The 23,754-nt window shown below is 66.9% G+C and carries 22 protein-coding genes; 6 read left to right on the forward strand and 16 right to left on the reverse strand.

Annotated features, from left to right (window positions below; genetic code table 11):
* Positions 1-46 precede the first annotated feature (46 nt).
* The 16 genes from KF707C_RS22980 to KF707C_RS23055 form a co-directional block, all read right to left on the reverse strand.
* Complete coding sequence (locus tag KF707C_RS22980) at positions 47-547, reverse strand: O-acetyl-ADP-ribose deacetylase (RefSeq protein ID WP_004421011.1); 501 nt, start codon at positions 545-547, stop codon at positions 47-49.
* A gap of 31 nt (positions 548-578) precedes the next feature.
* On the reverse strand, positions 579-902 hold the full coding sequence (locus tag KF707C_RS22985; protein ID WP_004421007.1) for a hypothetical protein: 324 nt from the start codon (positions 900-902) through the stop codon (positions 579-581).
* The gene (locus tag KF707C_RS22990; RefSeq protein WP_004421005.1) at positions 899-1,780 is read right to left on the reverse strand and encodes an alpha/beta hydrolase; all 882 of its coding nucleotides are present in this window, start codon (positions 1,778-1,780) and stop codon (positions 899-901) included. Before KF707C_RS22990 ends, KF707C_RS22985 begins: the two co-directional genes overlap by 4 nt.
* Before the next feature lie 77 nt (positions 1,781-1,857).
* Positions 1,858-3,147: a flavohemoglobin expression-modulating QEGLA motif protein gene (locus tag KF707C_RS22995; protein WP_004421002.1), complete on the reverse strand. Its 1,290-nt coding sequence runs from the start codon at positions 3,145-3,147 to the stop codon at positions 1,858-1,860.
* A 7-nt stretch (positions 3,148-3,154) separates the two neighbouring features.
* Positions 3,155-3,709, reverse strand: a complete 555-nt coding sequence (locus tag KF707C_RS23000; RefSeq protein ID WP_004420998.1) for a hypothetical protein — start codon at positions 3,707-3,709, stop codon at positions 3,155-3,157.
* Positions 3,710-3,807: 98 nt separating this feature from the next.
* Positions 3,808-4,521, reverse strand: a complete 714-nt coding sequence (locus KF707C_RS23005) for a TetR/AcrR family transcriptional regulator (RefSeq protein ID WP_004420994.1) — start codon at positions 4,519-4,521, stop codon at positions 3,808-3,810.
* Positions 4,522-4,729: 208 nt separating this feature from the next.
* Positions 4,730-6,235: a lysine--tRNA ligase gene (gene lysS / locus KF707C_RS23010; protein WP_004420991.1), complete on the reverse strand. Its 1,506-nt coding sequence runs from the start codon at positions 6,233-6,235 to the stop codon at positions 4,730-4,732.
* A gap of 57 nt (positions 6,236-6,292) precedes the next feature.
* Positions 6,293-7,388 (reverse strand): peptide chain release factor 2 gene (prfB, locus tag KF707C_RS23015; RefSeq protein WP_096368058.1). Its coding sequence is split into 2 segments (ribosomal slippage): positions 6,293-7,315 and positions 7,317-7,388, totalling 1,095 coding nucleotides; the frame shifts between segments, so codons are not numbered across the junction.
* A gap of 138 nt (positions 7,389-7,526) precedes the next feature.
* A complete protein-coding gene (locus KF707C_RS23020; protein WP_004420986.1) occupies positions 7,527-8,552 on the reverse strand; it encodes a response regulator in 1,026 nt (341 codons plus the stop codon).
* A gap of 34 nt (positions 8,553-8,586) precedes the next feature.
* Positions 8,587-9,591, reverse strand: a complete 1,005-nt coding sequence (cheB, locus tag KF707C_RS23025) for a chemotaxis response regulator protein-glutamate methylesterase (protein ID WP_096368059.1) — start codon at positions 9,589-9,591, stop codon at positions 8,587-8,589.
* Entirely contained in the window at positions 9,588-11,864 is a 2,277-nt protein-coding gene (locus KF707C_RS23030) for a hybrid sensor histidine kinase/response regulator (RefSeq protein ID WP_003449255.1), read from the reverse strand. Before KF707C_RS23030 ends, cheB begins: the two co-directional genes overlap by 4 nt.
* Entirely contained in the window at positions 11,861-12,547 is a 687-nt protein-coding gene (locus KF707C_RS23035) for a chemotaxis protein CheW (protein WP_003449256.1), read from the reverse strand. Before KF707C_RS23035 ends, KF707C_RS23030 begins: the two co-directional genes overlap by 4 nt.
* A complete protein-coding gene (locus KF707C_RS23040; RefSeq protein ID WP_003449259.1) occupies positions 12,537-13,781 on the reverse strand; it encodes a CheR family methyltransferase in 1,245 nt (414 codons plus the stop codon). Before KF707C_RS23040 ends, KF707C_RS23035 begins: the two co-directional genes overlap by 11 nt.
* Positions 13,778-14,284, reverse strand: coding sequence for a chemotaxis protein CheW (locus KF707C_RS23045; RefSeq protein WP_003449261.1), 507 nt, complete (start codon positions 14,282-14,284; stop codon positions 13,778-13,780). Before KF707C_RS23045 ends, KF707C_RS23040 begins: the two co-directional genes overlap by 4 nt.
* 9 nt (positions 14,285-14,293) lie before the next feature.
* Positions 14,294-15,925, reverse strand: a complete 1,632-nt coding sequence (locus KF707C_RS23050; RefSeq protein WP_003449263.1) for a methyl-accepting chemotaxis protein — start codon at positions 15,923-15,925, stop codon at positions 14,294-14,296.
* Positions 15,926-16,141: 216 nt separating this feature from the next.
* A complete protein-coding gene (locus KF707C_RS23055) occupies positions 16,142-16,837 on the reverse strand; it encodes a tellurite resistance TerB family protein (protein ID WP_003449266.1) in 696 nt (231 codons plus the stop codon).
* A gap of 203 nt (positions 16,838-17,040) precedes the next feature.
* Here KF707C_RS23055 and KF707C_RS23060 point away from each other — a divergent pair, with 203 nt between their 5' ends.
* The 6 genes from KF707C_RS23060 to KF707C_RS23085 all read left to right on the forward strand — a co-directional run bounded on the left by KF707C_RS23060 (position 17,041) and on the right by KF707C_RS23085 (position 23,749).
* Entirely contained in the window at positions 17,041-17,952 is a 912-nt protein-coding gene (locus tag KF707C_RS23060; RefSeq protein ID WP_003449268.1) for a LysR family transcriptional regulator, read from the forward strand.
* 104 nt (positions 17,953-18,056) lie between these two features.
* Positions 18,057-19,562 (forward strand): gamma-aminobutyraldehyde dehydrogenase, encoded by a 1,506-nt coding sequence (locus KF707C_RS23065; RefSeq protein WP_003449269.1) that lies wholly within the window; start codon positions 18,057-18,059, stop codon positions 19,560-19,562.
* Between the two features lie 72 nt (positions 19,563-19,634).
* Positions 19,635-20,786 carry a putative ABC transporter substrate-binding protein YdcS gene (gene ydcS, locus KF707C_RS23070; protein ID WP_096368060.1) on the forward strand — a complete coding sequence of 384 codons (1,152 nt, stop codon included), beginning with the start codon at positions 19,635-19,637 and terminating at the stop codon, positions 20,784-20,786.
* Positions 20,787-20,972: 186 nt separating this feature from the next.
* Positions 20,973-22,001, forward strand: coding sequence for an ABC transporter ATP-binding protein (locus KF707C_RS23075; RefSeq protein WP_003455886.1), 1,029 nt, complete (start codon positions 20,973-20,975; stop codon positions 21,999-22,001).
* Position 22,002: 1 nt separating this feature from the next.
* Positions 22,003-22,953, forward strand: coding sequence for an ABC transporter permease (locus KF707C_RS23080; RefSeq protein ID WP_003455885.1), 951 nt, complete (start codon positions 22,003-22,005; stop codon positions 22,951-22,953).
* On the forward strand, positions 22,943-23,749 hold the full coding sequence (locus KF707C_RS23085) for an ABC transporter permease (RefSeq protein WP_003455884.1): 807 nt from the start codon (positions 22,943-22,945) through the stop codon (positions 23,747-23,749). Before KF707C_RS23080 ends, KF707C_RS23085 begins: the two co-directional genes overlap by 11 nt.
* Positions 23,750-23,754 lie beyond the last annotated feature (5 nt).

Genomic DNA, 23,754 nt, shown 5'->3' on the forward strand with positions numbered 1-23,754 from the left:
CTCCACCAGACGGGGCCAGCAGGCGTTGGACTCCCGGCCTGGTCGCTCAGGCCAATGCGTCCCGGTAGAGCCGCGCCATGTCCTCCGAGAAGGCCACCAGCAACGCCCGTTGCAGGGTGCTGCCGGCCGGCCGTGGGCGGCGTAGTTCGGTGACGGCGATGCGCACGGCGGCTTCCAGTGGATAGCCGTAGACGCCACAACTGATGGCCGGGAAGGCGATGCTGGCAAGTCCCTGGGCGTCGGCCAGAGCCAGGCTGTTGCGGTAGCAACACGCCAGAAGCCCCGGCTCGCCGTGGTCGCCCCCCCGCCAGACCGGCCCGACGGTGTGGATGACGAAGCGCGCCGGCAGGCGGAAACCCGGCGTGATGCGCGCCTCGCCCGTGGGGCAGCCGCCCAGGGTGCGGCAGTGCGCGAGAAGCTCGGGGCCCGCGGCGCGGTGGATGGCGCCGTCGACCCCGCCACCGCCCAACAGCGTGGAGTTGGCGGCATTGACGATGGCATCGAGCGCGAGGGTGGTGATATCGCCCTGCCAGATTCGGATGTCCATGGAACTCTCCTCCATCAGGGAGGCTAGTCCCTTATTTGACCGCTTGCGGGGTCTCCTGCCCCATGCAGCGCACCGCCTGCTTGCGGTTGTTCACCAGCACGCCGGTCAGGCCCTTCTGCTGCATGTCGAAGAGCACCAGCACGCCGTCGATGCACTGGGCCACCTGGGGCGCGGGGTCCAGGGAAACCTTGTAGTCCTCGCCGGGCACGGTCTTGAGCATGGTGAAGTCGTTCAGCAGCAGGGCGTCCTCGGGCTTGGCAAAATGCAGGTAACCGTAGTACCAGAGCACGCCGATGGTGCCGATGATGGTGCCGATACCGGTGAGGATCAGGGGAAGGGGATTGCGTTCGCTCATTGGGGGCTCTCTGTATCCGGGACTTCAGCCAGCCGGCGCAGACCGACGAAACCCTGGGGGTCTTCTAGGTAGAGCACCATCACCTTGCGCCAGGTGGGGTCGGCGAAGGTCTGCACATGACCGCCACGGACCGGCTGGAATACCCGCGGCGGGGGCGCAGCTTGATACAAGCGGACGCCGTTGGAAAGGGGCACCACCGGGTCGTCGAGGCTGTGGTAGATCAGCATCGGCAGGCCCTGCAGCTTGCCGATACCGCGAATGGCGCTGTCGCCATCGGGAATCAGCCAGGACAGCGGCCCCTGCAACGGCCAGGTGAGCCAGACATTGGAGAGGCTGTAGCGCGCCACTTCCCGGTAACTGGCGGGAACACCGTCCAGCACCAGAGCGTGGAGCCCGGCACGGCGCTCCGGGTGCTCGGCGAGGTAATGCACCGCCAGGGCGCCACCGATGCTCTGGCCCAGCACCACCAGGGGCTTGTCCCTCGTCTCCGGCGCCTGGTCGAGCCAGGCGAAGGCAGCGTCGATGTCCTGGTAGAGCGCCGGCAGGCTCGGCGAGCCCTCGGAGCGGCCATAGCCCCGGTAGTCCAGCAGCAGCACCTGGTAACCCTGGGCCGGCAGCCACCAGCTTCCGCCCAGGTGGGACGCCACGTTGCCGCCATTGCCGTGCAGATGCAGCACCGTGCCCTTCACCTCCACCCCGGGTTTGGCCGGGAGCCACCAGGCATGCAGGCGCGTGCCATCGGCAGCGGTGAGCGCGATGTCGCGGTAGTCCAGCTTCGCCCGCTCGGGCGTGAACGGCAGGTAGGTGTCCGGGTAGAACAGCAGGGCGCTGCAACCTTGCAGCAGCATCGCGAAGACAATCAGCACGCAGTGGCGCATCAAGGATTCCTTCCCGGAGAGTTCGTGCACCGGCCCTGCACAAGGTTCTGGCCCGTTGGGTGCGGGACCTTCCGCCTTCACAGGATATTCGCGTAATCCGCCTCGATCCGGTCCAGGCTCAGGTGGTTGAGGAAGTTGGAGAAGCACATCCAGGCCGAAAGGGCGTTGAGGTCGCGGAACTGCGGCGGCAGGTACTTGGGCGGCACCACCAGCCCCTCGTCCACCAGTTGGCGAAGGGTGCGGGTGTCCTCCAGGGTGGTCTTGCCGCAGAACAGCAAGGGGATCTGCTCCAGCTTGCCCTTGCGTACCGCGAGCTGGATGTAGTTGTAGATCAGGATGAAGCCCTTCAGGTAGGACAGGTCCTTGGTGAAGGGCAAACCGTTGGGCAACGAACCCCGGAACACCCGGCTGGCGCTGCCGTAGCTCTCCTCCATGTCGTACCCCTGCTCGCGGTAGAAGTGGTAGACCTCGAGGAAGTCGGCGCCCTCCTCCGCCATGTGGATGGCGCGGGTGCGGTTGGTGAGCTTGCGCAGGCGCGTGGGGTAGGAGGCGAAGGCGATCACCTCCATGAGGATGGCCAGGCCTTCCTGGGTCACGGTGGACGACGGCGGTCCCTTGGAGAGGAAGGTGCAGATCGGCTGGTTCTGTCCGTTCAGGGTGGTGCCCACGTGCACCAGTCCCTCATGGACTTCCAGGGCGCGCACGTCCCGCTCGTTGAACATCGCGTCGGCACGGACCTTGATGTAGTCGGCGCCGGCCGCCGCGTCGGCGACGATGCCGTCGGACTCGAACACACGGATGGTGTCATCGCCGAACACCTCGGCCAGTCGGCTCTGCAGCAGGCTGACGGCGTCCTTGGCGGTGAGGGACTTGGCCTCGTCCTTGAGGTCGCCCCGATGGGCGATGTTGTTCAGGTAGTCCGAGAGCATCAGGCCCAGGTCGGCCAGGGTCGGGTCGCCGGCGTGGAAGGCGTCGGAGGCGGCGCCGTAGAGTTCCTGGGAAATCAGGCCGAAATCGGCGGTGCCACGGGCCTCCAGCATGCGGATCACCATGCGGTATTCCTTGCACATGCGCCGCATGATCTGGCCCACCGGGTTGAACTGGCCCAGGTGACGGGTGATGTCCCGCTCGATGTTCTGGAACTCCAGCTTCTTCTCGGCCGAATCGAAGGCCAGCGGGCGGCTGTCGTAGTAGCCACGGTCCACGGCGGGCATCGCCTTGCCCTTGTGCTTGAGAAAGCCCTGGCGGACGCTGTCGTCCCACTTCACCGCGTCCAGCACGCGAATCGGCGTCTGCGCCTGGACGATGCGGTCCGAGAGCGCGCGAATGGTCTTCTGGTAGTCGTCGGGCAGCTTGCGGCGGGTCATCGACGACTCACTCCTCTTCGGCACGCTGGTAGCGCGCCACCTCGACGAAGGCATCCGAGTTGGCCGGGTCGTCCAGCCAGCCGAACACCACCTCCAGCGGGCTGGTGATGAGCACCCCGTCGCCTTCCGGCATCTCCACCACCTCGCCCTGGAAGCGTCCTTCCGCCATCTCCTCCTCGAAGCGCTCCACATCGAGGTTGTAGACCACCAGTTCGTTGTCGGCGGTCAGCTCGAAGCCGGCGATGGCGAAGTTGGCGCCGAGCTTCTTCGGCAGGCCGGCGGACAGGTACCAGCGACGCCCATGGTGGGCGACGGTGAAGCCGAACTCCTCCATGCCCTCGAGATTGTCCTTGCTGCCTTCGAAGCTGCGCGCCTGGTAGACGTTGGAGCCGGCGCGGCTGATCTCCAGGTACTGCCGCTCGCCCCACTCGTCCTTGCGGGTCCAGTCCCCCAGCAGGGGGATAGGGGCCGGCTCGTTGGCCGGGATCGGATCCTTGAAGGTGACCAGGCAGCCGCCCAACAACAGGAAGGACAGGGCCACCACGGCACGCCAGACGTTCATCTCGCTCTCCTTGTGATAACGAAAACCCCGCTCTACCGGCCGAGTGCCCCCCTGGGGTCCACACAGCCACCGGCGCGGCGGGGTTCGATCTTATGCGCCTAGAGTCCCATCACCAGATAAAGGTAGCGTTTGAGGACGGCTCGCATCTCCTCGATGTCGAGGTTTTCCACGCCATCGAGAAGGCCCTGATATTCCATCCGCAGAATCACGGACGTCAACACCTTGGCGTCCTCGCCGGGCTCCACCGAACCCAGTACCTGGAAGAAGTGCTCCGCGCCCTGGGAGAGTATCCGCCGGTGTGCGTCAGCCAGGTTACGCAGGCTGGCATTGAGCAGCGCTTCCTGGCGGAAGGCGTGTTCGGCGAGCAACTGGTCGCGATTCTCCTCCAGCTGGCTGCGGACATACTGGATGGCCAGTTCGACGATCTGGTCGGTCATCTTGCGCCGCGAATCGGCGTCCCGGGCGAGCACCGCCGCCATGGCCTGAAGGTCGTCCTCGACGCTGGCCCAGAAGGCGGCCATCACCGCCGAGCTGCGCTCCACGAACTGGGCGAAGGTATCGGTGATGAGGTCGTTGATGTCCTTGAAATAGTAAGTGGTGGCCGACAGCGGCACCTGGGCCTCGGCGGCCACCGCGCGATGGCGTACGGCACGCACGCCGTCGCGGACGATGATGCGCATGGCGGCGTCGAGGATGGCCTGGCGGCGTTGCTCGCTGCCCTGCCGGCTGGCCTTGCGGCCCTGGTACTTGACGCTCTCGGCTACCGCGCTGGCCACGCGGGCCGCACTGTCACTGCGGGACGACTGGTTCAAGACGGAAAACCCTCCGGACTCACTCAAGGTGAAAGTGTTGACCATTTATCCCGCGAATCAATGTGGGAATCAGGCGAGAATCGAACGCTGTCGGCCCTGACGAGCGGCTTCACGGAGCGGGCCCGGGAGAAACGAGTCCCCGAACGGGTGGACGGCCAAGAAAAAACCGCCCGAAGGCGGTTTTTCCAAAGCCGGTGTCACTCCTGCGTCATGCCTGGGGCCGCATGTGCGGGAACAGGATGACGTCACGAATAGACGGCGAATTGGTCAACAGCATCACAAGGCGATCGATACCGATGCCTTCGCCGGCGGTGGGGGGCATGCCGTACTCCAGCGCGTTGACGAAGTCGGCGTCGTAGTGCATCGCCTCGTCGTCACCGGCGTCCTTCTCCTTCACCTGCAGCATGAAGCGCTCGGCCTGGTCTTCGGCATCGTTCAGCTCGGAGTAGGCGTTGGCGATCTCGCGGCCGCCGATGAACAGCTCGAAGCGGTCGGTGACGCTCGGGTCCTGGTCGTTGCGGCGGGCCAGCGGGGAGACCTCGAAGGGGTACTGGGTGATGAAGTGCGGCTGCTCCAGCTTGTGCTCCACCAGTTCCTCGAAAATCATCACCTGCAGCTTGCCCAGGCCTTCGTGGCCGAGGACCTTGGCGCCGGCCTTCTTGGCGATGGCGCGGGCCTTCTCGACGTCGTTGAGGTCGGCGGCGGTGATCTCCGGGTTGTACTTGAGGATGGCGTCGAACACCGACAGGCGGGCGAAGGGCTCGCCGAAGTGGAAGACCTTGTCGCCGTAGGGCACGTCGGTGGTGCCGAGCACCGCCTGGGCCAGCTCGCGGAACAGTTCCTCGGTCAGGTCCATGTTGTCTTCGTAGTCGGCGTAGGCCTGGTAGAACTCGAGCATGGTGAACTCGGGGTTGTGCCGGGTCGAGACGCCTTCGTTACGGAAGTTGCGGTTGATCTCGAAGACCTTCTCGAAGCCGCCGACCACCAGCCGCTTGAGGTACAGCTCCGGCGCGATGCGCAGGAACATGGCCATGTCCAGGGCATTGTGGTGGGTCGCGAAGGGCTTGGCCGCCGCGCCGCCAGGGATGGTCTGCAGCATCGGGGTTTCCACTTCGAGGAAACCGCGATCGGACAGGAAGCGGCGGATATGGGCGATGACCTGGGAGCGCACGCGGAATGTGTGGCGGGTTTCCTCGTTGACGATCAGGTCGACGTAGCGCTGGCGGTAGCGCTGCTCGGTGTCGGTCAGGCCGTGGTGCTTGTCCGGCAGCGGGCGCAGGGACTTGGTCAGCAGGCGCACGCTGGTCATGTCGACGTAGAGGTCGCCCTTGCCGGAGCGGGCCACGGTGCCTTCGGCGCCGATGATGTCGCCCAGGTCCCAGGTCTTGATCTCGGCCAGGGTCTCTTCCGGCAGGGTCTTGCGGTTCACGTAGACCTGCAGGCGGCTGGTGCTGTCCTGCAGGACGATGAAGGAACCACGGTTGAGCATGATGCGACCGGCGACCTTGACCGGGATGGCTGCGGCTTCCAGCTCTTCCTTGGTCTTGTCCGCGTACTGTTTCTGCAGGTCCGCGAAGTAGGCGTCACGGCGGAAGTCATTGGGGAAGGCGATGGCCTTGGCCTCGCGCACGGCGGCAAGCTTTTCCTTGCGCTGGGCGATCAGCTTGTTCTCTTCCTGTTGCAGTTCGTGCTGGTCGGCGTGTTGGTCGCTCATGGTCGTTCTATCTGCCTGGCGTCAATTTCAAATGAAGATAATCGTGGGAGGCCCGTGTCAGAGCCCTTGTTTCAGGCTGGCCTCGAGGTACTCGTTCAGATCGCCGTCGAGCACCTTGTCGCAGTCGCTGCGTTCGACGCCGGTGCGCAGGTCCTTGATCCGCGACTGGTCGAGGACGTAGGAGCGGATCTGGTGGCCCCAGCCGATGTCGGACTTGGAGTCCTCCAGGGCCTGGGAGGCGGCGGTGCGCTTCTGCATCTCCAGTTCGTACAACTTGGCCCGCAGCATCTTCATGGCGGTGTCCTTGTTGGCGTGCTGGGAGCGTTCGTTCTGGCACGCCACCACGGTGTTGGTCGGCACGTGGGTGATACGCACCGCGGAGTCGGTGGTGTTCACGTGCTGACCACCCGCGCCGGAGGAGCGGTAGGTGTCGATGCGCAGGTCGGACGGGTTGATCTCGATCTCGATGTTGTCGTCGATCTCGGGAGAGACGAACACTGCGGTGAACGAGGTGTGGCGACGGTTGCCGGAGTCGAACGGGCTCTTGCGCACCAGGCGGTGCACGCCGATCTCGGTGCGGAGCCAGCCGAAGGCGTATTCGCCCTTGATGTGCACGGTGGCGCCCTTGATGCCGGCGACCTCGCCTTCGGACAGTTCGACGATCTCGGCGCTGAAGCCGTTCTTGTCGGCCCAGCGCAGGTACATGCGCAGCAGCATGTTGGCCCAGTCCTGGGCCTCGGTGCCGCCGGAACCGGCCTGGATGTCCAGGTAGGCGTTGTTCGGGTCCATCTCGCCGCTGAACATGCGGCGGAATTCCAGCTTCTCGAGGATCTCGCGCAGGCGCTCGACTTCGGTGGCGACGTCATTGACCGCACCTTCGTCGTTCTCCTCGACCGCCATGTCCAGCAGGTCGCTGGAGTCGGCCAGGCCGCCGGTCAGGTCGTCGAGGGTCTCGACCACCTGCGCCAGCATGGCGCGCTCGCGGCCCAGGTTCTGGGCGTATTCGGGGTTGTTCCAGACGTTGGGGTCTTCGAGTTCGCGGTTTACTTCGACGAGACGATCATGCTTCTGATCGTAGTCAAAGATACCCCCGAATTGCCTGGGTACGTTCGGAGAGGTCCTTGATGCTGTTCAGGATCGGGTTGATTTCCATGGCGGGAAGCTCTCGCTGGCAAAACTTTCGGAAAAGCCGGCGAGTATACCCGACAGATCGGATGGCGGCAGCATGCCCTCCGCGATTTACGCCGATCCGGCGACACGCGGAGGGGCGGCCGCCATTGCACGACGCCCCTCAGGTTCCGGGGCGGGCGACGACCATCGCCACCTGGTTGCGACCGTTGTTCTTGGCCTCGTAGAGGCCCTGGTCGGCCATGTCCACCAGCACCAGGGCCGACTGGCCGGCATTCGGGGTGAGGGTGGCGACGCCGATGCTGACGCTCAGTACCGATCCCGGCGCGGGTACGTCATGGGGAATGGCCAGGGCCTCGACGCAGCGACGCACCTTTTCCGCCAGCAGGCGCGCGCCACCGGCGGCCGTCCCGGGCAGCACCATGGCGAACTCCTCGCCGCCATAGCGCGCCGCCAGGTCCGTGGCGCGGCTGCAGGAGGCGCGGATCGCCTCGGCCACCTTGCGCAGCGCATCGTCCCCGGCGACATGGCCGAAGCTGTCGTTGAAACTCTTGAAGTGATCGACATCGATCATCAGCAGCGACAGTTCGCTCTGCTCCCGCAGGGCGCGCCGCCACTCCATGTCCAGGTATTCATCGAAGTGCCGACGGTTGGAAAGACCGGTCAGGCCGTCGGAGTTCATCAGCCGCTGCAGCACCAGGTTGGTCTCCAGCAGTTGCTGCTGGCTTTCCCGCAGGGCCCGGTAGGCCTCGTCGCGCTGCAGCAGGGCGGTGTAGGAGCGCGAGTGATAGCGGATGCGCGCCACCAGTTCGATGGCGTCCGGCAGCTTCACCAGGTAGTCGTTGGCCCCTGCGGCGAAGGCGGCGCTTTTCACCGAGGGTTCTTCCTTGGTGGACAGCACGATGATCGGCACATCCCGCAGGGCCGGCAGGGCGCGGCACTCGGCCAGCAGGCTGAGACCATCCACGCCGGGCATCACCAGGTCGAGGAGGATCACCGTGGGTCGGATCTGCAGGGCCACGGCCACCGCCTGGAGCGGGTCCGAGCAGAAATGGAAGTCGATGCCCGGCTCGGCCGACAGTGACCGCCGCACGGTCTCGCCGATCATCGCCTGGTCATCGACCAGCAGAACCATCGCGGAGGGTTCCACCGGGGTCATGTCCATGGGGCTTCGATAGGGGTATTGCATAACGCTCTCCGGGCCCTGCGGCCTGAGGTGAATTTCATCCGAACGCCTCCACCAGCCGGGGCGCGATACGCTCCAGGGCGAGGATCTCCGTGGCCGCGCCGATGGCCGCGGCGGCCTTGGGCATGCCGTAGACCGCGCAGCTGGCCTGGTCCTGGGCGATGGTCAGGAAACCCCGACCGCGCATGCGCTTGAGTCCCTCGGCGCCATCCCGGCCCATGCCGGTGAGCAGCACGCCGATGGCCTCGCCCTTCCAGTGCTCCACCAGGCTGTCGAAGAAGACGTCGATGGACGGTCGGTACACATGGCTGGTGGGCTCGGCGGTGTAAGCCAGTTCGCCGTTGCGCAGCAGCCGCAGATGATTGTTGGTGCCGGCCAGCAGGATGGTCCCCGGTTGCGGCGGCTCGCCTTCACGGGCGAGCCGCACCGGCAGGTGGGACTCGCTGGCCAGCCAGTCGGCCATGCCGGCGGCGAAGACCTCGTCGACGTGCTGGACCAGGACCACGGCGGCGGGAAAGCCGGGGGGCAGTTGCCTGAGCAACTGCGCCAGGGAGGCAGGACCCCCCGCCGAGGCGCCGATGGCCACCAGGCGCTGGCCGGCGCCACGGGGGCGCGACGGCTCGCTGGCCTTGCGTCCCCGGCGACTGCGCGGGCCCATGAGCCAGCCGATGTTCTGGATCTTGCGCAGCAACTGCGCGGCCGCCTCGACCTGGCCGCTGCCCAGGACGGGAGTGTTCACCACGTCCAGGGCGCCATGGCCCATGGCCTCGAAGACCCGGCGCAGGTTCTGCTCGAGGTCCACGGTGACGATGAGGATGGCACAGGGCGTGCTCGCCATGATCTGGCGGGTGGCCTCGACGCCATCCATCACCGGCATCAGCAGGTCCATCAGCACCACGTCGGGCAGGTCCCGGGCGCAGGCCTGCACCGCCTCGGCGCCATTGCCGGCGACCCAGGCGATCTGGTAGGCGGGCTCCAGGGCCAGCGCCCGGCGCAACGCCTCCACCGCCAGCGGCATATCGTTGACTATCCCTATCCTCACCCCTGGGCCTCCCCGATCAGCATGACCACCGCATCCAGCAACGCCTCGTCGTGGAAGCTGGCTTTCGCCAGATAATAGTCGGCGCCGGCGTCCAGGCCGCGACGGCGGTCTTCCTCGCGGTCCTTGTAGGACACCACCATCACCGGCAGCGACTGCAGGCGAGGGTCCCGGCGAACCAGGGTGACCAGCTCGATTCCGTCCATGCGCGGCATGTCGATATCGGTGATGAGCAGGTCGACATGCTCGGAACGCAGCGCGTTCCAGCCGTCCATGCCGTCCACCGCCACCGCTACGTCGTACCCCCGGCTGGCGAGCAGCTTGCGCTCCAGCTCGCGCACGGTCAGGGAGTCATCCACCACCAGCACCCGTTTGCGCTGCACACCGCCGCCCTGCCGCGCGCTGCGGTCGACCTTCTCCAGGCGGCCGCTGCCCAGCAGCTTGCCAACGGAGGTGAACAGGTCTTCCACATCGAGGATGAGCACCGGCCGGCCATCGTCCAGCAAGGCACCGGCGGACAGGTCCTGGACCTTACCCAGCCGTGGGTCGAGCGGCATCACCACCAGGGTGCGCTCGCCGATGAAACGCTCCACCGCCACGCCGTAGCAGCTGTCCCGATCACGGATCAGCACCACCGGAATGCCCGCCTCGTCGCGCTTGCCCTCGGCGCACTGGAGGATCTGGCTGGCGGACACCAGGCCCACGTGGCGGCCTTCGTGCCAGAAGTGCTGGCGCCCTTCCAGCTGGACGATGTCCTCGTGCTGCAGCCGGGTCATGCGCTCGATATGGGCCAGTGGGAACGCATAGGCCTCGCCGCCCACCTCGACCACCAGGCTGCGCACCACCGACAGGGTCAGCGGCACCTCGATGTGGAAGGTGACGCCACAGCCGCTGCGCTGCTCCATCCTCACGCCGCCCCGGAGCTGTCGCACCATGTGCTGCACGGCATCCAGGCCGACGCCACGTCCGGAAACCTCGGTGACCTGTTCACGCATGCTGAAGCCGGGCAGGAAAAGGAAGGCCAGCAGCTCCTCTTCGGTCATCCGCGTGGCGGTCTCCACCGTGGCGAAACCCCGCGCCACCACCGCGTCCCGCAGGCGTTCCAGGGCCACCCCGGCGCCATCGTCGGCCAACTCCAGCAACAGCATCCCGGCATGATGACGGGCCTGCAGGCGGATCACGCCTTCCTCCGGCTTGCCCAGCCGTCGACGCAGTTCCGGGCTCTCGATGCCATGGTCCACGGCATTACGCAGCAGGTGCGTCAGGGGCGCCTCCAGGCGCTCCAGCACGTCGCGGTCCACCTGGGTGCTTTCCCCGGCCACGTCCAGGCGCACCGACTTGCCGAGGGAGCGCCCCAGGTCACGAACCATGCGCGCCTGGCCAGCCAGCACATCGGCGAAGGGGCGCATGCGCGAGGCCAGGGCCGCATCGTAGAGCAGCTGGGCTCGCTGGCCACCCTGCCAGCCGAACTCGTCGAAATCGGCCATGTAGCCGGCCAGCAGTTGCTGGCACTCCCCGAGCATCTGCCGGGCTTCCCCCAGCATCGCCTGGGCCTGGGGATCGAGGCTGCCGTCCAGCGCCGACTCGCGGGCCATATCCAGGGCGCGGCTGGCGCCAGCCTGGAGGCGCTTGAGACGCAGCAACACGTCGTTCAGGGGCTTGATGCGCTGGAATGCCACCAGGGATTTGCTGGAGATATCCAGCAGGTGATCCAGGCGCTCGGCGCTGACCCGCAGCACGCGATCCCGATCGTTCCCCTCGCCGCCCGGAAGCTCGGGCTCCTGGGGCGTCGGTTCGAGCGCTGGTGGAGGCGGAGCGGGCGGCGGCGCGAGGGGCACTCGCGGTTCCAGCGGCGCGTGCGCGGGCGGTGGCGGCGTGCGGCCATCGGGCTGGCCCTGGAGCCGGGCGATCAGGGCGCTCACCGCCTCACGGCCGGCCGCCTCCGCCCAGCCCGCGTCGCTGCCGATACGCAGCAGCAGGTCCGAGCCTTGCAGCAGGGCGTCTATATGTTCCGGCTGCAGGCGCAGGTGCCCCAGGCGGGCGGCCTCCAGCAGGTCTTCCATCACATGGGCCACCTGCACCCCGGCGTCCAGCCCGACGATGCGTGCCGCGCCCTTGAGGGAATGGGCGGCGCGCATGCAGGCTTCCAGCTGCTCGGCCTGGGCCGGGTTGCGCTCCAGCACCAGCAGCCCGGCGTTGAGCACCTGGGTCTGGGCCTCCGCTTCCAGGCGGAACAGCTCCAGCAGCGAGGCGTCGCGCATCTCGTCCGGGGTCATGCCAGGCTCCTTGCCATGGCCTGCAGCAGCAGGCCTTCATCCAGCAGCGTGATGCTGCGCCCACTCAGGTTCACCACGCCGATGGCGAACTGGCGCGCCGCCAGGTCCGGGGCGCGGCCAGGGTCCACCACCGCATCCAGGGGAATCCGGTGGACGCCGTCCACCTCGTCCACGGGCGCCACCAGCGGCCCTCCCTGGCTGCTGAAGATCAACATGCGCGGCACTATCCGTCGCTCGCCCGCGATGTCGCCGCCCTTCTCCAGGCCCAGCAATTCGACCAGGGACAGGCAGGCCACCAGGGCGCCGCGCACGTTGGTCACGCCGAGCAGCGCCAGGGAGCGCTGGTGCGGCAGGCTGTGAATGGGGCTGACGGCGGCCACCTCCGCCAGGCTGCGGGTGGGCAGGCCCAGCCACTCTTCGCCCAGGCGGAACACCAGGGTGGATCGGCGCGTGCGACCGTCCTCCTCCTCCGCGTCGGGCGACTCGCCCGCCTCGTCGCGAACCAGCGCGTAACGGTCCAGCAGCAGGGTCGCGGCGGCGGCATGCACCTCGCAGTTGCGGCAATGGACATGGGCGGCCAGTCGCTCGCAGGACTTGTCGCCATGGACACCGATACGGTTCCAGCAGTCGTCCACCGGCAGCAGATGGTCCGTGGCGATCAGCGGCAGTCGGCTATCGGTCATCGCCGTTCACTCCACGGGCGGCACGTTGCTGAAGCCTCAGGGCCCCCGCACGATCCCCCCGCGCCGCCAGCAGCGCGGCGAGGTGGGCCAGGGCTTCGGCATGCCGGGGTTGCAGATAGAGGGCCTTGCGGTAGAAGTCCTGGGCCTCGTCGGCCTTGCCGGCGACATCCGCCAGCAGGCCGAGCCAGTAGAAGACATCGGCCGAAGGGCCATGGGCGACCAGGAAGGCCTCGCAGGCGATCCTCGCCTCGTCGCTGCGTCCGCCATTGGCGAGCCGGACGATCTCCGCCAGGGACTCGTCGCGGGTGCCGGCCGGAACCGCTTTCGGGCGTTCGGGCCTGGGCAAGGGTGGACGCGGGCGCTCCGACGGGCGCACGGGCAGGGACTGGGGCGGCGGCATCGAGGCGACCAGTCCCCTCGGACGAGCCGGCCTGGCGCCGGCATTCGGCGGCGCCAGGCGAAAAACGAAGGCCTGTGGATAACCCAACGGCTGCATGCCCTGCTGGCTCAACAGGCTGGCCTCGGCGGGGCCGATGAAGAGGGCGCCGTCCTTGTGCATCAGGCGCTTGAGCACCTCCAGCACCGCACCCTGGGTGGGCCGGTCGAAATAGATCAGCAGGTTGCGGCAGAAGACGAAATCGTAGGGCGGCTCACCCGCCAGCAGCCCGGGCTCCAGCAGGTTGCCCCTGAGGAAGCGCACCCTGGAGGCCACCTGAGGGGCCAGGGCATGGCCCTCGACGGTGGGCAGGAAGTAACGGTCGCGGAAGGACAGGTCATCGCCCCGGAAGGAATTGCGCCCATAGACGCCCTGGCGCGCCCGTTCGAGGACCCGCTCGCTGATGTCCATGGCGTCCACCTGGAACAGGCCGGGGGCGAGGCCCGCGTCCAGCAGCGCCATGACGATGGAAAAGGGCTCCTCCCCCGTCGAGCAGGGCAGGCTGAGGATGCGCAGCGGCCGTCCCGCCAGTGTGGGCAGACGCTCGAGCGCCAGGCGGCCCAGGGCGACGAAGGACTCCGGATAGCGGAAGAACCAGGTCTCCGGCACCACCACCGCCTCCACCAGCGCCTGCTGTTCGGTGGAGGAGCCATTGAGCAGGGTCCAGTAGACGGCCTCATCGGCGCAGCCGGCCGCCTTGATGCGCTGGCCCACGGCGCGCTCGATCACCGTGCGCCCCACGGACTCGGCCTCCAGGCCGATGCGGCTCTTCAGCAGGGCTTCGAAGCGCTCGATCATGCGCCCCCCTCCCGGGTCGGGAAGAGCAACCCGCGCACCTCGTCGGTCAGCAGGTCGGCCACGCGTATCCGCTGCACCAGGCCATCGGCGGCCTGGTAGACCGGTCCCAGGTAGCGGGCCAGGCCACGCTCCAGGCCATAGTCTCGGAACGCTTCGGGCGCGCAGCGCAGGGTGTCGGTGGCCTGTTCGAGGATCAGCCCCAGCCAATGCCCCTGCCCCGCCGGGGGATAGTCCACCAGCACCAGCCGGGTACTGGTGCGCACCTGGGCGGGCTGGCCGAAGGCGAGCCGGGCCAGGTCCAGCACCGGCACCAGTCGCTGGCGGTGGGCGAGGACGCCCGCGACCCAGGCCGGCGCCTCGGGCACCTGCTTGAGGTCGCGCAATGGCAGCACCTCCACCACCTCATGCACATCCAGGGCGTAACGGTCGCCCCCCAGGCGGAACTGCAGGTACAGCCGCCCCCTGGCGGTGCGGGCCGGGGCATGGGTACGGCTCGGACTCATGGCGCCGCCTCAGACCTTGAAGCGGCTGACACCGGCGCGCAGGCCGTTGGCGACCAGGTTGAGGTCGTCGATGGCGGAGCTGGCCTGGCGCAGGGACTCCACGGTCTGCCCCGTGGCCTCGCCCAGCTGCACCAGGGCCTGGTTGATCTGCTCGGCGCCGGTGGCCTGGGCCTGCATGCCCTCGTTGACCATCTGCACCCGTGGCGCGAGGGCCTGGACCTGCTGGATGATCTGCGACAACTGCTCGCCCACCTGCCCCACTTCCGCGATGCCCCGGCGCACCTCCTCGGAGAACTTGTCCATGCCCATCACGCCGGCGGAAACGGCGGACTGGATTTCCCGCACCATCTGCTCGATGTCGTAGGTGGCCACGGCGGTCTGGTCCGCCAGGCGACGCACTTCGGTGGCGACCACCGCGAAGCCACGGCCATACTCGCCGGCCTTCTCCGCCTCGATGGCGGCATTGAGGGACAGGAGGTTGGTCTGGTCGGCCACCTTGACGATGGTGGTGACCACCTGGTTGATGTTGCCGGCCTTCTCGTTGAGGATCGCCAGCTTGGCGTTCACCAGCTCGGCGGCGCCCATCACCTGGTGCATGGTGTCCTCCATGCGCGCCAGCCCCAACTGGCCGGAGCCGGCGAGGATGGAGGTCTGCTCGGCGGTACCGGACACCTCGCTCATGGTGCGCACCAGGTCCCGGGACGTGGCGGCGATCTCGCGGGAAGTGGCGCCGATCTCCGTGGTGGTGGCGGCGGTCTCGGTGGCGGTGGCCTGCTGCTGCCTGGACGTGGCGGCGATCTCGGTGACCGAGGTGGTCATCTGCACCGCCGAACGCTGAGCCTGGGACACGAGGTTCTTCAGCTCCTCGACCATCTGGTTGAAGCCCACCTCGATGGCGTTGAATTCGTCCTTGCGCTGCAGGTCCATGCGGGTATTGAGGTCTCCGCCGGCCAGGGACCCGAGGGTTTCCACCACGTCCGCCACCGGGCGGGTGATGGACCTGAGCAGCAGCAGGCCGCAGATTCCGGCCGCCGCCACGGCCAGCAACAGGGCGATCAGCATGCTGTTCTCGGCGGTTCTCACGGAAGCGATGATCTCAGCCACCGAGCCTTCACTGCCGGCGCGGTTGCCCTCGATCAGGTCGTTCAGCACCTTCCGGCCTTCACCCCAGCGGGTCACCAACGCCCCCTCGAAGCTCGCCACGGCCTTGTCCCGCTCGCCATCCTGCAGCTCACGGAGGATCTGGGCCTGAGTCGCCATATAGTCCTTGTGCAACACCAAGAAGGCATCGAAGGCCGCCCGCTCGGCATCGGTCGAAATGGTGTCGCCATAGGACTTGAACTGATCCAGCAACTGGGCGTTGCTCTGCTCCAGGTCATCGCGGCCGGTGTGGTAGACGATGCCCACGCCCTGCCCGCCTTCGGTCCGCAGGAGGGCCTGGGTGCGTAGCAGGTTGTCGGTCCAGCCGCTGCGGATCTTGCTGATGTAGTAGATGCCGGGGACCGAGTCGGCGAGGACGCGCTCACCCTCGCGCTCGATGGTCAGCAGCTGGATGTAGGACATGGCCGCCATCGACAGCATGATGGCGATGATCACCGCGAAACTTGCCTGGATACGCAAGCGAACAGTCCAGTTCTTCACTCTCTTCCTTCCCCACGATTTCATGGCGGCCGGCGGCCGATGGCGGCGACTCTAGTGATATGGCCAATAGCCCGCAAGCGTCAGGCGGACGCACCTTTACGTCGTCAGAAAGCCGACGTCGCGGGCGTTTAGGAGTTTGGCAGAAAGTGCGGGGAATGCAGGAAGGAATACGAAAGAGGCTGGCGTGGAGCCGAACGCCCCACGCCAGCCGGTCACTCAGGCCAGTTCCTGGCGAACCTGGCGCTCCAGCTCGGCCTTGAGGCCCGGGTCCAGGCGTAGCTGGCGAGCCAGTTCCTCCAGGTAGGCGCGCTCCATGAAGTGTTCCTCGTCCACCATCAGCACACTGGCGAGGTACATCTCGGCGGCCATTTCCGGCGTCCGGGCGGCACGGGCCACATCGGCGGGGTCGAGCGGCTTGTTCAGTTCCGCATCCAGCCAACGACGCAGCTCGGCGTCCTGGGTCAGCTTGGCCAGCTCTTCCTCGATGAGCTGGCGCTCCCGGGCGTCCACGTGGCCATCGGCCTTGGCCGCCGCCACCAGCGCCTTGAGGATGGCCTGGCTGTGCTGCTCCGCCTGGGGCGCGGGCAGACGGTCCAGGGTCTGGGGCTCGGCTCCGGTCGCCGAAGCCTGCTGCGCCTGCCAGTTGCCATAGGCCTTGTAGGCCAGCACACCGAGTGCCGCCAGGCCGCCATAGGTCAGGGCCTTGCCGCCCAGCTTGCGCGCGCTCTTGTTGCCCAGCAGCAGGCCGAGGGCGCCGGCGGCCAGGGCACCGCCACCGGCGCCACTGAGCAGGCTGCCCAGGTTGCCGCCCGACTGGCCACCGGTGTGTCCGGTGGATTTGCCACCGGCCTTCTGCTGCAGCAGGTCCTGGCCGGATTTGAGCAGTTGGTCGAGCAGTCCGCGGGTATTCATGGAAGCCTCCAGGTGAATTCGATCCCAATGATCGACCGACTCTATCCGTGGTGATTCCTCCCGGCAGTGCGCAGAGTGCTTCCAGATATTGCACGGGCATGCAGAGCGGCGGACTTTGACCCTGGCAATCTAAAAAAGCGAAACGACCTATTATATTTCGATAAAACAAATCCACCGGCAGCATCCAGACGCGAACCACACCCATGATGACCCTCCGCCAGATCCGTCATTTCATCGCCGTGGCCGAAACCGGCTCCATCTCCGCCGCCGCCCAGGCGGTGTTCATTTCCCAATCCACCCTGACCCTGGCCATCCAGCAACTGGAGGAAGAGATAGGCGTCAGCCTGTTCAACCGCCACGCCAAGGGCATGTCCCTGACTCACCAGGGCCACCAGTTCCTGCGCCAGGCGCACCTGATCCTGGCGACGGTGGAGAATGCCAAGCGAAGCCTGCAGCAGAGCACCGACCAGGTGGCCGGCAGCCTCATCATAGGCGTCACCAGCCTGGTGGCCGGCTACTACCTGGCCGACCTCATCACCCGCTTCCAGCGCGCCTACCCCAACGTGAAGACCCGAGTGGTGGAGGATGAACGCCCCTATATCGAACACCTGCTGGTGAGTGGCGAGATCGACGTAGGCGTGCTGATCCTCTCCAACCTGGAAGACCGTCACGCCCTGCAGACCGAGGTGCTGACCCACTCCCCCCACCGTCTCTGGCTACCCGCCCAGCACCCACTGCTGGAACGGGACGGCATCAGCCTGGCGGACATCGCACGGGAACCGCTGATCCAGCTCAATACCGACGAAATGGGGCTGCACACCCAGCGCATCTGGTCCCGGGCCGGCATGACGCCCCAGGTGACCTTGCGCACCGCCTCGGTGGAAGCTGTGCGCAGCCTGGTGGCGGCCGGCCTGGGCCTGTCGATCCAGCCGGACATGACCTACCGCCCCTGGTCCCTGGAGGGCGACATCATCGAAGCACGCCCCCTGGTGGACCTCGGCGAACCTCTGGACGTCGGTCTGGCCTGGCGCCGCGGCACGGCGCGCCCGGCCCTGGTGGACCCTTTCCTCACGGTGGCCCGGGAGCAACCGAACAACCGCAAGCCTTCGATTTAATCGAACGCAGCTTTCAGTATTTAGAATTTGTCGACCCAAGGCACGGCCTCTAGTCTCTGGTTCCCATAAACAGAGGCATGCCGGCCCCCGACAGGAGCCCCGGAATGACCGCAGAACAAGACAACGGGAAAAGAAGAACCCACAAGATGAGCGACGCCGCCATCCTCCCCACCCTGCAAACGGATTTGCTGATCGACGGCCGTCTGGTCGTCGGTGAAGGCTTGGCGGAAACCATCATCAACCCCGCCAGCGGGGAAACGCTGGTGACCATCGCCGAAGCCTCCATCGATCAGGTAGAAGCCGCAGTCGCCGCAGCCCATCGCGCCTTCGCCGGCTGGTCGCGCACCACCCCGGCCCAGCGCTCCACCGCGCTCCTGGCCATCGCCGACGCCGTAGAAAGGCACGCCGCCCTACTCTCCCGCCTGGAAGCCCTGAACTGCGGGAAGCCGCTGCACCTGGCGCTCCAGGACGACATCCCCGCCACCGCCGACGTGTTTCGCTTCTTCGCTGGCGCGGTGCGCTGCCAGCAGGGCCAACTGGCCGGCGAGTACGTGCCCGGCCACACCAGCCTGGTGCGGCGCGACCCGGTGGGTGTGGTGGCTTCCATCGCGCCATGGAACTACCCGCTGATGATGGCGGCCTGGAAGATCGCCCCGGCCCTGGCCGCCGGCAACACCCTGATATTCAAACCCTCCGAACACACGCCGCTATCGATCCTGGCGCTGGCGCCGGCCTTGGCGGAGATCCTCCCGCCGGGAGTGATCAACATCCTCTGCGGCGCCGGCGACAGTGTCGGCAGTCAGTTGGTGGGCCATCCCAAGGTACGCATGGTGTCCCTCACCGGCGACATCGTCACCGGCCAGAAAATCCTCCAGAGCGCCGCCCGCACCCTCAAGCGAACCCACCTGGAACTGGGCGGCAAGGCGCCGGTGATCGTCTGCAATGACGCCGACCTTGACGCCGTGATCCAGGGCGTGCGCACCCACGGCTACTACAACGCCGGCCAGGACTGCACCGCCGCCTGCCGCATCTACGCCCAGGCCGGCATCCACGACCGCCTGGTGAGCGAGCTGGGCGAGGCGGTGGCCAGCCTGCGGTTCGCCCGCAAGCGCGATCAGGACAATGAGATTGGTCCTCTGATCAGCGCCCGTCAGCGCGACCGCGTGGCCAGCTTCGTCGAGCGGGCACTGGGCCAGCCCCACATCGAGCGCGTTACCGGAGCGGCCGTGCATTCCGGCGCCGGCTTCTACTACCAACCAACCCTGCTGGCCGGCTGCAAGCAGCAGGACGAAATCGTCCAGCGCGAGGTCTTCGGGCCGGTGGTCACCGTGACCCGCTTCGGCGACCTGGCCCAGGCCGTGGACTGGGCCAACGATTCCGAGTACGGCCTGGCCTCTTCGGTGTGGACCCGTGACCTGGACAAGGCCATGCAGGTCGCCGCGCGGCTGCAGTACGGCTGCACCTGGATCAACACCCACTTCATGCTCGCGAGCGAGATGCCCCATGGCGGCCTCAAACGCTCCGGTTATGGCAAGGACCTGTCCAGCGACTCGCTGCAGGACTACAGCGTGGTACGCCACATCATGGCCCGCCACGGTCAGGACTTCTAAAACAAGAAAGGTCGGAAGACCGGCGAAACGACGTTCAACTGCCACGACCAATAACGAAAAAGAGGGAACAACATGTCAGTGCGCAAAACCGCCCTGCTGAGCGCAGTGGTCACCACCATCCTCGCCAGCGGCAGCCTGCAGGCCGCCGAAGCCCTGAAACAGCTGGGCGAGGGTGAAGGACAGGTGGATATCATCGCCTGGCCCGGCTACATCGAGCGGGGCGAGACAGACAAGAACTACGACTGGGTCACCGCGTTCGAGAAGGACACCGGCTGCAAGGTCAACGTGAAGACCGCCGCCACCTCCGACGAGATGGTCAGCCTCATGGCCAAGGGCGGCTACGACCTGGTCACCGCCTCCGGCGACGCCTCCCTGCGGCTGATCTACGGCAAGCGCGTCCAGCCCATCAACCCGGAACTCATTCCCAACCTGAAGAACCTCGACCCGCGCCTGAAGGACGCCCCCTGGTTCACCGTCAATGGCCAGCAGTACGGCACGCCCTACCAGTGGGGCCCGAACCTGCTGATGTACAACACCAAGCTCTTCGCCTCGGCACCGGACAGCTGGAGCGCCGTGTTCGAGCCGACCGAACTGGCCGACGGCAAGGCCAACAAGGGGCGTATCCAGGCCTACGACGGCCCCATCTACATCGCCGACGCCGCCCTCTACCTGAAGTCCACCAAGCCGGAACTGGGCATCCAGGATCCTTACCAGTTGAACGAGGAGCAGTACGCCGCCGTGCTCGACCTGCTGCGCAAACAGCACAGCCTGGTCCACCGCTACTGGCACGACGCGACCGTGCAGATGAGCGACTTCAAGAACGAAGGCGTGGCCGCCGCCAGCACCTGGGGTTACATGGCCAACACCCTCAAGGCCGAGGGCCAGCCCGTGGCCACCGTGGTGCCGAAGGAAGGCGTCACCGGCTGGGCCGACACCACCATGCTGCATGCCGAGGCCAAGCACCCCAACTGTGCCTACAAGTGGATGAACTGGTCCCTGGAGCCCAAGGTCCAGGGCGACGTCGCCGCCTGGTTCGGCTCCCTCCCGGCCGCGCCGGAAGGCTGCAAGGCAAGTGCCCTGCTGGGCGCCGAAGGCTGCGCCACCAATGGCTTCGACCAGTTCGACAAGATCGCCTTCTGGAAGACCCCGCAGGCCGAGGGCGGCAAGTTCGTGCCCTACAGTCGGTGGACCCAGGATTACATCGCGATCATGGGCGGCCGCTAAAAGTCTTCAGGTCGTGGCTGCGCGGCCCTGATCCGCGCCCGGGCAGTGCCTGCGCGCTGGCCGGACGCGGCTGAGGGCCTGCTCGCGACGCCCCCCCCGAACGACTTTTCCCTCCCTGCGCCGATTCACTCGTATCTCAGATTCACGGGCACGGCACCTCTGCGCCGGCCCCTTGGAGCACGCACCATGACCACTCCCGCAGTTCAGTTCACCCAGGTCTCCCGCCAGTTCGGCGAGGTCAAGGCCGTCGACCGGGTCTCCATCGAGATCGAGGACGGGGAGTTCTTTTCCATGCTGGGCCCCTCCGGCTCGGGCAAGACCACCTGCCTGCGGCTGATCGCCGGCTTCGAGCAACCCACCGCAGGCTCGATCCGCATCCATGGCGAGGAAGCCGCCGGGCTGCCGCCCTACGAGCGGGACGTGAACACCGTGTTCCAGGACTACGCCCTGTTCCCCCACATGAACGTCCGCGACAACGTCGCCTACGGCCTCAAGGTGAAGGGCGTCGGCAAGTCCGAGCGCCTCGCCCGGGCCGAAGAGGCGCTGGGCATGGTCGCCCTGGCCGGCTACGGCGAGCGCAAACCGGCGCAGCTCTCCGGTGGCCAGCGCCAGCGCGTGGCTCTGGCCCGCGCTCTGGTGAACCGTCCGCGCGTGCTGCTGCTGGACGAACCCCTGGGCGCGCTGGACCTCAAACTGCGGGAGCAGATGCAGGGCGAGCTGAAGAAGCTGCAACGCCAGCTGGGCATCACCTTCATCTTCGTCACCCACGACCAGGGCGAAGCGTTGTCCATGTCCGACCGCGTGGCGGTGTTCAACAAGGGCCGCATCGAACAGGTGGACAGCCCGCGCAACCTCTACATGAAGCCGGCCACTACCTTCGTCGCCGAGTTCGTCGGCACCTCCAACGTTCTCAAGGGCGACCTGGCGCGCCAGCTCAGCGGTAGCGAGCGCCCCTTCTCCATCCGCCCGGAACACATCCGCTTCGCCCAGGGCGTGTGCGGTGGCCACGAAGTGGAGATCAGCGGCCTGCTCCACGACATCCAGTACCAGGGGGCCGCCACGCGCTACGAGATCCGTCTGGACAACGGCCAGAACCTTTGCGTCAACCTGGCCAACGACCAGTGGCAGGACGCCACCCCACTGCACCAGCAAGGCCATGTGGTCACTGCCCGCTGGGCCCGCGACGCCATGGTCCAGCTGAACGAGGGCGCGTGACATGGAGCTTACCCTCAACGCCGAACGGGCCCGGACCGCGGCCGACCCCATGCGCAGGTTGTCCAATCTGCTCTACCGCCGTCCCACCCTGTACCTCTCCCTGCTACTGGTGCCGCCGCTACTGTGGTTCGGAGCCATCTACCTGGGCTCGCTGCTGACGCTGCTGTGGCAGGGCTTCTACACCTTCGACGACTTCACGATGGCGGTGTCCACGGACCTGACCCTGGCCAACTTCGCCGCGCTGCTCCAGCCCGCCAACTTCGACATCATCCTGCGCACCCTGGCCATGGCCATCGCCGTGTCCCTCGCCAGCGCAGCCCTGGCCTTCCCCATCGCCTACTACATGGCGCGCTACACCACGGGCAAGACCAAGGCGTTCTTCTACATCGCCGTGATGATGCCCATGTGGGCCAGCTACATCGTCAAGGCCTATGCCTGGACCCTGCTGCTGGCCAAGGGCGGCGTTGTGATGTGGTTCGTCCAGGTCCTGCACCTGGAGCCCGTGCTGGAACTGCTGCTGGGCATTCCAGGGGTAGGCGGCAGCACCCTGTCCACGTCCCACTTCGGGCGCTTCCTGGTGTTCGTCTACATCTGGCTGCCGTTCATGATCCTGCCGATCCAGGCCTCCCTGGAACGCCTTCCGCCGTCTCTGCTGCAAGCCTCGGCGGACCTGGGAGCGCACCCGCGCCAGACCTTCCTGCAGGTGATCCTGCCGCTGTCGGTGCCAGGGATCGCCGCCGGGTCGATCTTCACCTTCAGCCTGACCCTGGGCGACTTCATCGTGCCGCAACTGGTGGGGCCGCCCGGCTACTTCGTCGGCAGCATGGTCTACGCCCAGCAGGGCGCCATCGGCAACATGCCCATGGCCGCCGCCTTCACCCTGGTGCCGATCGTGCTGATCGCCATCTACCTGTCCATCGTCAAACGACTGGGGGCATTCGATGCACTCTGAGAAAGCATCCTGGGGCCTTAAAGCGGCCGCTTGGGCCGGACTGGCCTTCCTGCACATCCCGATCCTGATTATCTTCCTCTACGCCTTCAACACCGAGGACGCCGCCTTCAGTTTTCCGCCCCAGGGCTTCACCCTGCACTGGTTCAGCGTCGCCTTCGGCCGCGCCGACGTGCTGGAAGCCATCAAGCTGTCGCTGCAGGTGGCCTCCATCGCCACCCTGATCGCACTGCTGCTGGGCACCCTGGCCGCAGCCGCGCTCTATCGCCACAGCTTCTTCGGCAAGGACGGCATCTCCCTCATGTTGATCCTGCCCATCGCCCTGCCCGGCATCATCACCGGCATCGCGCTGCTCTCGGCGTTCAAGGGGCTGGGGATCGAACCGGGCCTGCTGACCATCGTCATCGGCCATGCCACATTCTGCGTGGTGATCGTCCACAACAACGTCATCGCCCGCTTCCGCCGCACCTCCCACAGCCTGATCGAAGCCTCGATGGACCTGGGCGCCGATGGCTGGCAAACCTTCCGCCACATCATCCTGCCGAACCTCGGCTCGGCCCTGCTGGCGGGCGGCATGCTGGCCTTCGCGCTGTCCTTCGACGAGATCATCGTCACCACCTTCACCGCCGGCCACGAGCGCACCCTGCCGATCTGGCTGCTCAACCAGCTCAGCCGCCCGCGCGACGTCCCGGTGACCAACGTGGTGGCCATGCTGGTGATGCTGGTGACCATGCTGCCGATCCTCGCCGCCTACTACCTGACAAAGGGTGGCGAGAGCGTGGCGGGCAGCGGGAAGTAAGACGA

Source organism: Pseudomonas furukawaii (assembly GCF_002355475.1).
Lineage (GTDB): Bacteria > Pseudomonadota > Gammaproteobacteria > Pseudomonadales > Pseudomonadaceae > Metapseudomonas > Metapseudomonas furukawaii.

What these genes read in the sequence shown, in the direction of transcription:
- KF707C_RS22985 (WP_004421007.1), bottom strand. Translation starts at nt 902, where the DNA reads ATGAGCGAACGCAATCCCCTTCCCCTGATCCTCACCGGTATCGGCACC.
- ydcS (WP_096368060.1), top strand. Translation starts at nt 19,635, where the DNA reads ATGTCAGTGCGCAAAACCGCCCTGCTGAGCGCAGTGGTCACCACCATC.
- KF707C_RS23030 (WP_003449255.1), bottom strand. Translation starts at nt 11,864, where the DNA reads ATGACCCCGGACGAGATGCGCGACGCCTCGCTGCTGGAGCTGTTCCGC.
- KF707C_RS23035 (WP_003449256.1), bottom strand. Translation starts at nt 12,547, where the DNA reads ATGACCGATAGCCGACTGCCGCTGATCGCCACGGACCATCTGCTGCCG.
- KF707C_RS22980 (WP_004421011.1), bottom strand. Translation starts at nt 547, where the DNA reads ATGGACATCCGAATCTGGCAGGGCGATATCACCACCCTCGCGCTCGAT.
- KF707C_RS22990 (WP_004421005.1), bottom strand. Translation starts at nt 1,780, where the DNA reads ATGCGCCACTGCGTGCTGATTGTCTTCGCGATGCTGCTGCAAGGTTGC.
- KF707C_RS23080 (WP_003455885.1), top strand. Translation starts at nt 22,003, where the DNA reads ATGGAGCTTACCCTCAACGCCGAACGGGCCCGGACCGCGGCCGACCCC.
- KF707C_RS23085 (WP_003455884.1), top strand. Translation starts at nt 22,943, where the DNA reads ATGCACTCTGAGAAAGCATCCTGGGGCCTTAAAGCGGCCGCTTGGGCC.
- KF707C_RS23075 (WP_003455886.1), top strand. Translation starts at nt 20,973, where the DNA reads ATGACCACTCCCGCAGTTCAGTTCACCCAGGTCTCCCGCCAGTTCGGC.
- KF707C_RS23040 (WP_003449259.1), bottom strand. Translation starts at nt 13,781, where the DNA reads ATGATCGAGCGCTTCGAAGCCCTGCTGAAGAGCCGCATCGGCCTGGAG.
- KF707C_RS23055 (WP_003449266.1), bottom strand. Translation starts at nt 16,837, where the DNA reads ATGAATACCCGCGGACTGCTCGACCAACTGCTCAAATCCGGCCAGGAC.
- KF707C_RS23020 (WP_004420986.1), bottom strand. Translation starts at nt 8,552, where the DNA reads ATGCAATACCCCTATCGAAGCCCCATGGACATGACCCCGGTGGAACCC.
- KF707C_RS23000 (WP_004420998.1), bottom strand. Translation starts at nt 3,709, where the DNA reads ATGAACGTCTGGCGTGCCGTGGTGGCCCTGTCCTTCCTGTTGTTGGGC.
- KF707C_RS23065 (WP_003449269.1), top strand. Translation starts at nt 18,057, where the DNA reads ATGACCGCAGAACAAGACAACGGGAAAAGAAGAACCCACAAGATGAGC.
- KF707C_RS23060 (WP_003449268.1), top strand. Translation starts at nt 17,041, where the DNA reads ATGATGACCCTCCGCCAGATCCGTCATTTCATCGCCGTGGCCGAAACC.
- KF707C_RS22995 (WP_004421002.1), bottom strand. Translation starts at nt 3,147, where the DNA reads ATGACCCGCCGCAAGCTGCCCGACGACTACCAGAAGACCATTCGCGCG.
- KF707C_RS23045 (WP_003449261.1), bottom strand. Translation starts at nt 14,284, where the DNA reads ATGAGTCCGAGCCGTACCCATGCCCCGGCCCGCACCGCCAGGGGGCGG.
- lysS (WP_004420991.1), bottom strand. Translation starts at nt 6,235, where the DNA reads ATGAGCGACCAACACGCCGACCAGCACGAACTGCAACAGGAAGAGAAC.